Genomic DNA, 12,582 nt, shown 5'->3' on the forward strand with positions numbered 1-12,582 from the left:
CCGGCCCGGCGACAGTGATCTGCACCACGTCGCCCCGACCCCAGGAGCCAGCTGCAGTGACCACCCCGACCCCGCTCCCCAGCGCCGCCCCGGCCGCGCCCGGCGGTCCCGGCGCCCCGGAGCTCTTCGCGCTGCGGGACGTGACGGTGACCTTCGGCGGCCTCACCGCGCTCGACAGCGTCGGGCTCGCGGTCGAGCCGGGCCAGGTGCTGGGGGTGATCGGCCCCAACGGCGCCGGCAAGACCACCCTGTTCAACGTGGCCTGCGGGCTGGTGCGCCCCGACAGCGGCACCCTCGCCTGGCAGGGGCGCGACCTGCGCCGGCTGCGGCCCCACGACCTCGCCGGGATGGGCATCGGCCGCACCCTGCAGGGCCTCGGTCTCTTCGACCGGATGACGGTCCTCGACAACGTCGTGGTGGGTGCCGACCGCCACGCCCGCGCGGGATTCCTGTCCGGGCTGCTCGCGCTGCCGGGCTCCAGCCGCGAGGAGCGGGCGCTGCGCGAGCGGGCCATGGTGGTGCTCGAGGAGCTCGGCGTCGCCGCCCACGCCCACCGCTACCCGCCGAGCCTGCCCTACGCCGTGCGCAAGCAGGTGGCCCTGGCCCGCGCGCTCGTCGCCGAGCCCGAGCTGCTCCTCCTCGACGAGCCCGCCAGCGGCCTGTCGGACGGGGAGATGGCCGCCCTCGGGGACCGGATCCGCGCGCTGTCGGACCGCATGGCCGTGATGCTGGTCGAGCACCACATGGACCTCGTGATGAGCGTCTGCGACCAGGTGGTGGTGCTGGACTTCGGGCGCGTCATCGCCCGCGGCACGCCCGCGGAGGTCCGTGACGAGCCGGCCGTCCTGGCCGCCTACCTCGGCGCGGAGGACTGAGCCGTGCTGCAGGTGCGTGACCTCAGCGCGTCGTACGGCGCGGTCAAGGCCCTGGACGGGGTCAGCTTCGACGCCGCCGACGGGCAGATCACCGCCGTCCTCGGCGCCAACGGGGCCGGCAAGACGACGCTGCTGCGCACGCTGTCCGGGCTCGTGCGTCCGACGTCGGGGACGGCGCAGCTCGGCTCGACCGACCTGCTCCGCACCCCGGTCGAGGAGATGACGCGCACGGGCCTGGCCCACGTGCCCGAGGGCCGCGGCGTCATCACCGAGCTGACGGTGGAGGAGAACCTCCGCCTCGGTGCGCTCGGCGCGCCCACCGGGGGCGAGCGCCGCTTCGACCTCGACCGCGTCACCGAGCTCTTCCCGGTGCTCGGCCAGCGCCGCAACCAGGTGGCCGACACGCTCTCGGGCGGCGAGCGACAGATGCTCGTCATCGGGCGCGCCCTGCTCGCCGAGCCGCGCATCCTGCTGCTCGACGAGCCGTCGCTCGGCCTGGCCCCGCGCGTCGTGGCCCAGATCTTCGCCCTCCTGCGCGACCTCGTCAGCAGCACCGGCCTGAGCGTGCTCCTGGTCGAGCAGAACGCCCGCAGCGCGCTGGGGATCGCCGACGTCGGCATCGTCCTCAACCTGGGGCGCCTCGTCGTCCAGCAGGCCGCGGACACGCTCGTCGACGACGAGCAGCTGCGGCACGCCTACCTCGGGTTCTGACGCCGGAACCCGACCCACCCCGACCCACCCCGACCCACCCGCCCCACCACGCCACCGACAGGGGACACCCGGTGCAACAGCTGCTCACCACGACCCTCACGGGTCTCGTGCTCGGCGCGGTCTACGCCGCGTTCGCGCTCGCGCTCGTCATGATCTGGCGCTCCACCCGGGTGGTGAACTTCGCCCAGGCGCCGATGGCGATGCTCACCACTTACATCGCGCTCGTCATCATCGAGGCCGGCCACTCCTTCTGGCTCGGCTTCGCGGCCGCACTGCTGGCGGGCCTCGTGCTCGGCGCGGTGGTGGAGCGCGTGCTCGTGCGACCGGTGGAGGGCAAGGGCGACCTCAACGCGGTCATCCTCACCCTCGGCCTCTTCATCGTCCTGCACTCCGTCGCGGCCCTCGTCTTCGGCTCGCGCTACCGGTCCTTCCCCGCACCGTTCGGCGTGCGGGGCATCGAGGTGGGCGGCACGACGATCGCGCTGACCGGCTTCGGCATCTTCACGATCGTCGCCGTCGTGGTCGTCATGGGCCTGCTCGTGCTGCTGTTCCGCTTCACCGACATCGGCCTGCGGATGCGCGCCTCGGCGCACAGCCCCGAGGTGGCGCGCCTGCTCGGCGTGCGGGTCGGGCGGATGCTCACGCTCGGGTGGGCGCTCGCCGCCGTGGTGGGCTCGCTCGCCGGCCTCCTCATCGCCGGTGGGGGCCTCGTGCACCCCGGCTACATGGACGCGGTGGTCGTCTACGGCTTCGTCGCGGCGGTCCTCGGCGGCCTCGACAGCCCTGGCGGCGCCGTCGCCGGCGGGGTGCTGCTCGGCCTGTGCCTGAGCTTCGTCAGCGGCTACCTGGGCTCGGAGCTGGTGGCGATGGCCGCCCTCCTCATCCTCGTCGCCGTCCTCCTGGTGAAGCCCTCGGGGCTGTTCGCCACGACCGCCCACCGGAGGGTCTGAGCCGTGCCCGCGACCACCGCCACCAGTCCAGCCACCAGCACCGGCCCCGGTGCCGGCTCCCGGACCCGCACACGACGCGGCCTCGGCTCCCCGTTGCTGCGCCACCTGCTCGTCGCCCTCGTCGGCGGCGCCGTTGCCCTCGCCGTGCTGACGGCCGTCGACGACTTCCGCGCCGGCCAGCTCGCCGCGATGGCCTACCTCGGCATCGCCGCCGCGGGCCTCACCGTGCTGACCGGGCTCAACGGCCAGCTCTCGCTCGGGCACGGCGCGTTCATGGCCATCGGCGCCTACACCGCGGCCCTCTTCCTCGGTGACCCGGAGCCGGCCGCGCCGCTCGTCGTCGTGCTGCTCACCGCCACCGCGGTGGCCAGCGTCGTCGGCCTCGTCGTCGGCCTGGCCGCGGCGCGGCTCCACGGCCCGTACCTCGCCGGCGCCACCCTGGCGCTCGCCGTCGCCGTACCCGGCCTCGCCATCTACTTCGGCGACACCCTGGGCGGGGAGCAGGGCCTGTCGGTGCGGGTGCCGGAGCCGCCGGCGTGGTTCGCCGACCTGCTGTTCTTCCTCACGGCCGTCGACCCCTCCCGCGGGCGGTTCGTCGCCTACCTGTCGTGGTTCGTCCTCATCATCGTGCTCGTCCTGCTGGCCAACCTGTCGCAGAGCCGGGTCGGGCGCACCTGGCGGGCGGTGCGCGACCACGAGGTCGCCGCGGAGCTCGCAGGCATCTCCCTGACCCGCGCCCGGGTCGTCGCCTTCGTCGTCAGCGCCGCGACCGCCGGCCTGGCCGGCGCCCTCATGGCGATGGTCGTGCGCCTCACCGCGCCCAGCGGCTTCACCCTGACGCTGTCCCTCACGCTGCTCACCGCCGTGGTGCTCGGCGGCCTGGGCAGCCTGGCCGGCGCCCTCATCGGGGCGGCGCTCCTCACCTTCCTGCCCCAGGTGGTGACGGGCATCGGCAGCGACCTCGGCCTCGACGACGTGCAGTCGGCCGAGCTCGCGCCGCTGGTGTACGGCGTCGTGATGATCCTCGTCATCCTCCTGGCCCCCGCCGGGCTGGTCGGCACCCTGCAGGGCTGGTGGCTGCGCCGGCGCGCGGCCGCCGCCCCCGCCGTACCGGCCCCGGCCCACCCCGGCCGCACCACCGACCCGACCAGCAGCAGCGACCCGGCCAGCAGCAGCGACCCGGCCAGCAGCAGCGACCCGGCCAGCAGCACCGGCCCGAACGACCCGACCCACCCGACCCACCCGACCGACAAGGCAGGACGAGCATGAGCCCGAGCCCCACTCCCCGCACCACCGCCGACCGTTGGCGCCGCCGCACCGCGGCGGCGACGGCGACCGTCCTGACCTGCGCGCTCGCCACGGCCTGCGGTGCCGGCCAGGACCGCGACGACGCCGGGTCGCCGGCCGAGCGCGTCGGCGTCACCGACGACACGATCAAGGTCGGTGGCCACTTCCCGCTGACCGGCGTCGCGGCGCCCGGCTACAGCGAGATCCCGAGCGGCCACCAGGCGTTCTACGAGTTCGTGAACGCCGCCGGCGGTGTCAACGGCCGGCAGATCGAGTTCGTGGCGAAGGACGACGCCTACAACCCGACGAACACCACGCAGGTGACGAACGAGCTCGTGCTGTCCGACGAGATCTTCGGCATGGTCGGCGGGCTGGGCACGCCCACGCACGGCGCGGCCATCGACTTCCTCAACGACGAGGGGGTGCCGGACCTGTTCGTCTCCTCGGGCTCGCGGCAGTGGGGCGAGACGCCGGAGGAGTACCCGATGACCTTCGGCTGGCAGCCCGACTACGTGATCGAGGGCAAGGTCATGGGTCAGTGGATCGCGGAGAACATGCCGGACGCGCGGGTCGGCCTGCTGCTGCAGGACGACGACCTGGGCGCCGACGGCGAGGCGGGCGTGCGGGAGTTCATCGACGAGCAGATCGTCGAGGTCGTCTCCTACACGCCGAGCAACACCGACATCGCGCCGCAGCTGGCGCAGCTGCAGGCCGCCGACGTGGACCTCGTCATCGGCTTCAGCGTGCCGTCGTTCACGGCGCTGTCGCAGCTGGTGGCGCTGCGCCTCGGCTTCGACCCGCAGTGGATGTACACGAACGTCGGCTCCGACCCGTCGCTCGTCGGCTCGCTGCTCGCGACGTTCTCCGAGGGTGCCGTCGCCGACGGGGCCAGCCTGCTCGACGGGGTCATCACGACCGAGTACATCCCGGGCGTCGACGCCCCCGAGGACCCGTGGGTGCAGCTGTGGCAGCGGGTGTGGGACGAGCACGGCGAGGAGGGCGAGCCGCTCACCAACTACCGCATCTACGGCATGTCGCAGGCCTACACCCTCGTCCAGGCCCTGCAGGCCGCAGGCGAGGACCTGACCCGCGAGGGCGTCGTCGAGGCGCTCGAGGAGGCCGGCGGTGACTTCGAGGGCCCCGGTCTCGCCCCGTTCCGCTACTCGGCCGACAGCCACCTGGGCCTGTCCGGCATGCGCGTCGTGCAGCTCGAGGGTGGTGTGGGCCAGCCGCTGACGCCGGTCCTCACGAGCGACCTCGGCGACGCGGAGGTCACCGAGGACGAGTCCGCGGCGGGCGACGCCCCGCCGGAGAGCGGCATCCCCGACGTGGAGCCGGTGGGTTGAGCGGCCCCGGGCCCCGCCCGGACCGCCGGATCCCCGGACCCCCACCCACCCCGCTCGACCCGTCCTGAGAAGAGGAAGAACGATGACCACCCTGTCCCTGGCCGCGGTGCTCGCCGAGCCCGCCCGTCGCCGGCCCCGTCACGTCGCGGTCGTCGAGGGGGAGCGCCGCACGACGTACGAGGAGCTGTGGCGCGACGCCCGGACCTTCGCCGGCGCGCTCTACGCCCGCGGCGTCGCTCCCGGGGACAGGGTGGCCCTCCTGGCGCCCAACGTGACCGAGTTCGTGGTCGCCTACTACGGCATCCTCGCCGCGGGCGCCGTCGTGGTGCCGGTGCCGACCCTCCTGCAGGCGGAGGAGGTCGCCTACCTGGTGCGGCACTCGGGGGCCCGCCTCGTCGTGCACCACGAGGCGCTGGCCGGCATCGGCAAGCCGGCCGCCGCGGCGGCGGGCGTGCCGGCGTACCCCCTCGCCGGGTTCGCGGACGGGGCGCGGGCGCTGCCGACCTACGCCACCCGCGCGCCCGACGACACGGCCGTCGTCTTCTACACGAGCGGTACGACGGGGCGGCCGAAGGGCGCCGTCCTCACCCACCTCAACCTGGTGCTCAACGCCACCGTCAACGCGTTCGACGCCAACCCGATGCGCGCGGACGACGTGGTGATGGGCTCGCTGCCGCTGTTCCACACGTTCGGGCAGTCGGTGTCGCTCAACACCACCTTCCGGGTGGGGGCGACGCTGCTGCTGCAGCCGCGCTTCGACCCGGCGGAGGCGCTCGCGACGATGGTGCAGCAGCAGGCGACGTTGTTCTTCGGGGTGCCGACGATGTTCATCCAGCTGCTCGCGGCCGCGAAGGACGCCCCGGAGCTGCCCCGCCTGCGCGACTGCGTGTCGGGCGGCGCGTCGCTGCCGGTGGCCGTGCTCGAGCAGTTCGAGGCGACCTTCGGGACGAAGATCTACGAGGGCTACGGCCTCTCGGAGACCTCACCGTCGGCGACCGTCAACCAGCGTGCGTTCGGCGCGCGCCCCGGCAGCGTCGGCCACGCCATCTGGGGCGTCGACGTCGAGATCGCCGACGTCGAGACGACGGAGCGGATCGTCCTGCTCCCGCCGGGGGAGCGCGGCGAGGTCGTCATCCGCGGCCACAACGTGTTCGCGGGCTACCTCGACGACCCGGCCGCCACCGCGGGCGCGGTCGTCGACGGCTGGTTCCGCACCGGCGACGTCGGGGTCAAGGACGCGGAGGGCTTCGTCTCCATCGTCGACCGCACGAAGGACCTGGTGATCCGCAGCGGGTTCAACGTCTACCCGCGCGAGGTCGAGGAGGTGCTGGCCCGTCACGAGGGGGTCGCCCAGGTCGCCGTCGTCGGCGTGCCCGACGACCAGGTCGGCGAGGAGGTCGTCGCCGTCGTGGTGCCCACCGCGCCCGGGGCGGTCGACGCCGACGCCCTCGTCGACTGGGCGCGCGAGCGGCTCGGACGCCACAAGTACCCCCGCCGCGTCGTGCTCGTCGACGACCTGCCGCTCGGCCCGACCCACAAGGTGCTCAAGCGCGAGGTGCGCCGCCAGCTCGCCGAGCGGGCGGCCGCGCGCCAGAGCGGCTAGGCCGGCTAGACCGGGCGCACCAGCAGGGCGGTGCCCTCCCCGGCGACGCGCGTCATGACGAGGGTCGCCTCGGCGTCGCCCTTGAGGGCCAGCCGCTTGCGCAGCTGCTCGGGCACGACGTCGACGCCGCGCTTCTTGATGGTGAGCCGGCCGACCCCCCGCTCGCGCAGCGCGGCCCGCAGCGCCTTCTCGCGGTAGGGGATCTCCTCGAGCACCTCGTACGCCGTGGCGAACGGCGTGCGCACCGCCTCGTCCGTCGTGACGTAGGCGATGCGCTCGTCGAGCAGCCCGCCGCCGACGGCACCCGCCACCGCCGTCACGAGCCCGGCCCGGATCACCGCGCCGTCGGGCTCGTGGAGGTAGCGCCCGACGCCGCGCACCGGGCGGGGGGCGCCGTCGTACGGGTCGTCCTCCTCGGTCATGCTCGCCAGGCCCCCGTCGCCCAGCACGGTGGCGCGGCGCCGGGACAGCGCCAGGTGCGGCGACCACAGCACGGCCTCCTTGACGTCGCCCCGGTCGCTCACCCACTCCGCCTCGACGCCCTCGGGCACGAGGTCGTGGGGCAGGCCGGGTGCGAGCTTGGCGACGCTCGGGCGCGTGGTGAGCAGGCGGGTCGTGAACGCCCACGACGGCGTCCAGCCCTCGGCGTCGAACACGCGGCCACGCCCGTCACGCCGCGCCGGGTCGAGGAGCGCGACACCGAAGCCGTCGATCGGCAGGGTCGTGACGTCCGCGACCGTCGTCGCCCCCTCGAGGTCGAGGGCGGCGAGGTTGGCCTCGGCGACCGCGACCCGCACGGGGTCGAGGTCGACGCCCGCCGCGACGAGACCGGCGCGGGCCAGGGCGGTGAGGTCGCCGCCGATGCCGCAGCCCAGGTCGACCACCGACGGCACCTGCGCGGCCGCGAGCCGCGCGGCCCGGTGGTCGCCGACCCGGCGCCGGGTGGCCTGCTCGAGCCCGTCGGGCGTGAAGAACATCCGCAGCGCGTCCTCGCCGAACTTCGCGACCCCCCGCACGCGCAGGCCCACCTGCGTCAGCGCGGCGGCCGAGCGCTCCGGGTCGGGCTCGGTACGGCGCACCGCGGCCGCCGCGCGCACGGGGTCGCCGTCGGCGTCGGCCCAGGCCCGCCCCGCCACGTCGAGCAGCGTGCGGCCGTCGGGCGTCAGCAGCCAGGAGAACGTCGCGAGGTCCACGACCAGCCATCCTCCCAGGCGCCGTTTCACGAGGCGGGTGACGGGGCAGACCCCCCGCCGGTCGCGGCAGGGCGCTGCGGGCGGGGGAGCAGGACCGAAGGGCCGGTGCGCGATGCGGGACGGGGTGCGGACGGTGCGTCGCCGGGCGGGTGCGGCGGGCCTGACGGTCGGTCTCGCCGCGGGGTTGCTGGCCGGCTGCGGCGCCGACGACGGCGTCGGTCGCGTGCAGGCCGTCGAGCCCGCGTGGGTCGACGGCGTCAGCAGCGAGGTGCGCGTCCCCGGGGGCACGCTGGAGGTGCGCACGACGTCGGTGCTCCACGAGCCGCTCCAGGACACCGAGGGCGACGGCTCGTTCGTCGGGGTCAGCTGGCGGCTGCGCAGCCCGGACCGGATGGCCCTCACCGGCGCCGTGCCGCCGCTCGAGCTCGCGCTGCGCGTGGAGGGCGAGGAGCGCGCCCTGGTGGAGGCCGACACCCTCGAGCGCGACTCCGCGGGTCGCTTCCCCGAGCTGGTCGAGGGCGGCGCGGCGGTCGTGGGCGTCCCCGGCGACCTCGACGTGGCGGGGGTCCGGATCGAGGTCACCGTCGACGGCGTGACCCAGGTGCTCGACCCGTGGAGCGGTCGGGTCGAGGCGGGTGACGCGGCGGCGCTGTACGACGAGGGCCCGACCGCCTGGCGTCCGCGCCCGTGCCCCGACCTCGACGTGCTGGCGCCGGCGACGCTGGGGGACGGCGCGCTGCTGTGCACCCTCGGGGTGGTGCGCTCGACCCCGTGGACCGCGGAGACCGGGTGGGCGGAGCCCGGCGAGACCTGGTGGCTCGTCGGCGTCGGCACCCACATGGTGGCGACCGACGCGGGCCCGGTGGACGGCTCCGACGAGCGGGCCTGGGTCGTCGGGCCCGTCACCGCCTCCGACGTGGAGCTGGGCGGGGAACCGGCGGTCGCGCTGCGCCCGGCGTACCAGGACACCGACGACCAGTTCGCCGACCGCGACCTCACCGGCGCGACGTACGTCTTCCCCGCCCCCGGGCCGCCCCCGCGCACCGCCGAGGAGGTGTCGCTGCGCCTGCGGCAGACGTACGACGTGGGGCCCGCGGGCGACGTCGCCCCGCCGCCCGACCTCCGGGTCGACGTCGAGCTGCCCGTCGGTCCCGCGGTGGAGCTGCCGGCGGAGGACCGGGCGTGAGCGGGCCGCGGCGCAGGCGAGTCCTCGCGGTGGCGCTCCTCGTGGCGGTGGTGGTCGCGGTGGCCGTCGTCGTGCGCATGACCGACGCGGGGCCGACGCCCGCCCGCGTCGGCGCGGTCGTCGACCCGGTCTCCTACGCCGAGGACGAGGTGCCCGCGGCCGCCGACGAGGTCCCGCTGCGGCTGCCCGGCGGCGAGGCGGTGCTGCGGGTCGGGCGCACCGTCGAGCGGCTGCCGGACGCGACGGGCACCGACCAGCCCGGCGTGCCCGCGCCCGAGGACGGGGCGTGGCTGCCGGTCAGCTGGCAGTGGACCGCGTGGACGCAGCGGCACGCGCTCGGCGCCTACAGCGGCGTCCCGCCGGCGGTGACGCCGGCCGCGGCACCGGTCCCGACGCTGACCCTGCTCGTGGACGGGGAGCGGCACCCGCTCGTGGTGCCGGCTCCGGCCGGGCCCACCACCGAGCCCGACGGCACCTGGTTCCACGTGGCCGTGCCCGCGGGCGACGACGCGGACGCGGGGCTCGCCCTGGCGGTCGGGTTCGACGGCGAGGAGCAGGTCGTGACCGTCGACGGGGGGCGCCTGGAGACGGGGGAGCGGGGCCGCTTCGCGGCGTACGACGACTACGACCAGGCCCTCGACCAGGAGGACCCGGTCGCGGTGCTGCCGGGCGACACCGGCACGGACTTCGACTTCCCCTTCGCGGGCACGCCGGCCCAGCCGCTCGACGGCGACCTCGTCGTGGCCGCGGCGACCCGGGAGCCGTACGTCACGGGGCTCGGGTGGGCTCCCGCCGGACGCACGTGGGCGGTGCTGCCGCTGCAGCTGTACGTCGCGGGCGAGCTGGAGGACGGGGAGCGCTCGGTGACGATCGGCGACCGGTCGTGGAGCCTGTACGACGCCCGCCCCGACATCCGGGTGGCGGTCGCGGGGGAGGAGCCGGCCGCGCCGGTCGCGCACGTCCCCCCGGCGGACGACCTGCGGGCCGCGGGCACCGTCGTCGCGTCCGTGCCCGCCGACGCGACCACGCTGCGGCTGGAGGTGGCCGCGCGGAGCGCGCTGCGGGAGGTCCGCGAGGGCGACCCGGCCGGCGTGCCGGACGCCTTCACCCTCACCTGGGCGGGCGACGTGCCCCTCGCCTGAGGGCCTGGCCCGGCAGCACCCCCTGGTCCTGGCACTCGCCGGAGTGGAGTGCTAACGTCGGCGCTGGCACTCTCCTCGTGAGTGTGCCAATCGTCGACGTAACGGCGCGACCCCCGCGACGGCGTGCCCGGACCGGCGACGACCAACGCCCTGACGGGAGGCATCCGCCTCTCGATCTTTCGGATCCGCACGGAAAGTGGAGGTCGACATCGTGTCGGTCAACATCAAGCCCCTCGAGGACCGCATCGTCGTCAAGCCGCTCGACGCCGAGCAGACCACGGCGTCCGGTCTCGTCATCCCCGACACCGCGAAGGAGAAGCCCCAGGAGGGCGAGGTCCTCGCGGTGGGCCCGGGTCGCTGGAACGAGGACGGCGACGAGCGCATCCCGCTCGACATCGCGGTCGGCGACAAGGTCATCTACAGCAAGTACGGCGGCACCGAGGTCAAGTACGCCGGCCAGGAGTACCTCATCCTCTCGGGCCGCGACGTCCTCGCCGTCGTCTCCTGAACTCCCTAGGGCCGTGCGCCCCGTGAGCGCCTGACGCGCTCCGGGGCGCACGGCTCGACCTGTTCCACCCCCCAGCCTGAGGAGAGCCCATGCCCAAGATCCTGGAGTTCGACGAGAACGCTCGTCGCTCCCTCGAGCGCGGCGTCGACGCGCTCGCCAACGCCGTCAAGGTGACGCTCGGCCCCAAGGGCCGCTACGTCGTCCTCGACAAGAAGTGGGGCGCCCCCACCATCACGAACGACGGCGTGACCGTCGCCCGTGAGATCGAGCTCGACGACCCCTTCGAGAACCTCGGTGCACAGCTCACCAAGGAGGTCGCGACCAAGACCAACGACGTCGCCGGTGACGGCACGACGACCGCGACCGTCCTCGCCCAGGCGATGGTGCACGAGGGCCTGCGCGCGGTGGCCGCCGGCACGAACCCGATGGGCCTCAAGCGCGGCATGGACCTGGCGGCCGCGGCCGTCGGGGACGCCCTGCGCTCCTCGGCCCGTGAGGTGGAGTCCAAGGAGGACATGGCGTCCGTCGCCACGATCTCCTCGCGCGACGCCCACATCGGCGAGCTGCTGGCCGAGGCCTTCGACAAGGTCGGCAAGGACGGCGTCATCACCGTCGAGGAGTCCAACACGCTCGGCACCGAGCTGGACTTCACCGAGGGCATGCAGTTCGACAAGGGCTACATCAGCCAGTACTTCGTGACCGACCCCGAGCGCATGGAGGCGGTCCTCGACGACCCGTACATCCTGCTGCACCAGGGGAAGATCTCGGCCGTCTCCGAGCTGCTGCCCCTGCTCGAGAAGGTCATCCAGGCCGGCAAGCCGCTCTTCATCCTCGCCGAGGACGTCGAGGGCGAGGCGCTCTCCACCCTGGTCGTCAACAAGATCCGCGGCACGTTCAACGCCGTCGCGGTCAAGAGCCCCGCGTTCGGCGACCGCCGCAAGGCGATGATGCAGGACATCGCGGTGCTGACCGGCGGTCAGGTCATTGCCCCCGAGGTCGGGCTCAAGCTCGACCAGGTCGGCCTCGAGGTGCTGGGCCAGGCCCGCCGCGTCGTCGTGACGAAGGACAACACGACGATCGTCGACGGCGCCGGTGAGTCCTCCGCCGTGGAGGGTCGCGTCAACCAGATCAAGGCGGAGATCGACAGCACCGACTCCGACTGGGACCGCGAGAAGCTGCAGGAGCGCCTGGCCAAGCTGGCCGGCGGCGTCTGCGTCATCAAGGTCGGCGCCGCCACCGAGGTGGAGCTGAAGGAGAAGAAGCACCGCATCGAGGACGCCGTCTCCGCGACGCGCGCCGCGATCGAGGAGGGCATCGTCGCCGGCGGTGGCTCGGCGATCATCCACGCCGTCTCCGCCCTCGACGGCGACCTCGGCCTCACCGGTGACGAGGCCGTCGGCGTGCGCATCGTGCGCAAGGCCGCCGACGAGCCGCTGCGCTGGATCGCCGAGAACGGCGGCGAGCAGGGCTACGTCGTGGTCTCGAAGGTCCGCGAGCTCGGCGTCGGCAACGGCTACAACGCCGCCACCGGTGAGTACGGCGACCTCGTCGCCCAGGGCGTCCTCGACCCGGTCAAGGTCACCCGCTCGGCGCTCGTCAACGCGACCTCGATCGCCGGCATGCTGCTGACGACCGAGACCCTCGTCGTCGACAAGCCCGAGGAGGAGGAGCCCGCCGCGGCCGGTCACGGCCACGGTCACGGGCACTGAGCCCCGGCTCCCTCCCCGGCACCACCTGGCACCACCCGCTCCACGCACGGCCCTCGTCCCCTCCGGGGGCGG

The 12,582-nt window shown here is 74.5% G+C and carries 11 protein-coding genes; 10 read left to right on the forward strand and 1 reads right to left on the reverse strand.

The genetic code is table 11. The features are described from left to right. Positions 1 to 56: 56 nt before the first annotated feature. The 6 genes from ACOACO_RS07455 to ACOACO_RS07480 all read left to right on the forward strand — a co-directional run bounded on the left by ACOACO_RS07455 (position 57) and on the right by ACOACO_RS07480 (position 6,772). Positions 57 to 875: an ABC transporter ATP-binding protein gene (locus ACOACO_RS07455; RefSeq protein WP_420295605.1), complete on the forward strand. Its 819-nt coding sequence runs from the start codon at positions 57 to 59 to the stop codon at positions 873 to 875. A gap of 3 nt (positions 876 to 878) precedes the next feature. After that, entirely contained in the window at positions 879 to 1,586 is a 708-nt protein-coding gene (locus ACOACO_RS07460; protein ID WP_420295606.1) for an ABC transporter ATP-binding protein, read from the forward strand. Between the two features lie 71 nt (positions 1,587 to 1,657). Further along, complete coding sequence (locus ACOACO_RS07465) at positions 1,658 to 2,536, forward strand: branched-chain amino acid ABC transporter permease (protein WP_420295607.1); 879 nt, start codon at positions 1,658 to 1,660, stop codon at positions 2,534 to 2,536. A gap of 3 nt (positions 2,537 to 2,539) precedes the next feature. Next, positions 2,540 to 3,805, forward strand: a complete 1,266-nt coding sequence (locus ACOACO_RS07470) for a branched-chain amino acid ABC transporter permease (protein WP_420295608.1) — start codon at positions 2,540 to 2,542, stop codon at positions 3,803 to 3,805. Next, the gene (locus ACOACO_RS07475) at positions 3,802 to 5,169 is read left to right on the forward strand and encodes an ABC transporter substrate-binding protein (protein ID WP_420295609.1); all 1,368 of its coding nucleotides are present in this window, start codon (positions 3,802 to 3,804) and stop codon (positions 5,167 to 5,169) included. Before ACOACO_RS07470 ends, ACOACO_RS07475 begins: the two co-directional genes overlap by 4 nt. An 82-nt stretch (positions 5,170 to 5,251) precedes the next feature. Continuing rightward, on the forward strand, positions 5,252 to 6,772 hold the full coding sequence (locus tag ACOACO_RS07480) for a long-chain-fatty-acid--CoA ligase (RefSeq protein WP_420295610.1): 1,521 nt from the start codon (positions 5,252 to 5,254) through the stop codon (positions 6,770 to 6,772). 5 nt (positions 6,773 to 6,777) lie between these two features. Here the strand turns inward: ACOACO_RS07480 and ACOACO_RS07485 are convergent, their stop codons facing one another. Beyond that, complete coding sequence (locus tag ACOACO_RS07485) at positions 6,778 to 7,965, reverse strand: THUMP-like domain-containing protein (protein ID WP_420295611.1); 1,188 nt, start codon at positions 7,963 to 7,965, stop codon at positions 6,778 to 6,780. Between the two features lie 124 nt (positions 7,966 to 8,089). Between ACOACO_RS07485 and ACOACO_RS07490 the strand changes: the two genes are divergently transcribed. The 4 genes from ACOACO_RS07490 (at position 8,090) to groL (ending at position 12,510) form a co-directional block, all read left to right on the forward strand. Further along, complete coding sequence (locus ACOACO_RS07490) at positions 8,090 to 9,151, forward strand: hypothetical protein (protein ID WP_420295612.1); 1,062 nt, start codon at positions 8,090 to 8,092, stop codon at positions 9,149 to 9,151. Next, on the forward strand, positions 9,148 to 10,293 hold the full coding sequence (locus ACOACO_RS07495; protein WP_420295613.1) for a hypothetical protein: 1,146 nt from the start codon (positions 9,148 to 9,150) through the stop codon (positions 10,291 to 10,293). Before ACOACO_RS07490 ends, ACOACO_RS07495 begins: the two co-directional genes overlap by 4 nt. A 211-nt stretch (positions 10,294 to 10,504) precedes the next feature. Continuing rightward, positions 10,505 to 10,801, forward strand: a complete 297-nt coding sequence (groES, locus tag ACOACO_RS07500) for a co-chaperone GroES (protein ID WP_028472534.1) — start codon at positions 10,505 to 10,507, stop codon at positions 10,799 to 10,801. An 89-nt stretch (positions 10,802 to 10,890) separates the two neighbouring features. Beyond that, entirely contained in the window at positions 10,891 to 12,510 is a 1,620-nt protein-coding gene (groL, locus tag ACOACO_RS07505) for a chaperonin GroEL (protein WP_420295614.1), read from the forward strand. Positions 12,511 to 12,582: the final 72 nt, after the last annotated feature.

The sequence above is a fragment of the Nocardioides sp. CPCC 205120 genome (assembly GCF_048654585.1).
Taxonomy (GTDB): Bacteria; Actinomycetota; Actinomycetes; order Propionibacteriales; family Nocardioidaceae; genus Nocardioides.

Bases quoted from the DNA above. Each gene is read 5' to 3' on its own strand.
- ACOACO_RS07475 (WP_420295609.1), top strand. From the start codon at position 3,802: ATGAGCCCGAGCCCCACTCCCCGCACCACCGCCGACCGTTGGCGCCGC.
- ACOACO_RS07480 (WP_420295610.1), top strand. From the start codon at position 5,252: ATGACCACCCTGTCCCTGGCCGCGGTGCTCGCCGAGCCCGCCCGTCGC.
- groL (WP_420295614.1), top strand. From the start codon at position 10,891: ATGCCCAAGATCCTGGAGTTCGACGAGAACGCTCGTCGCTCCCTCGAG.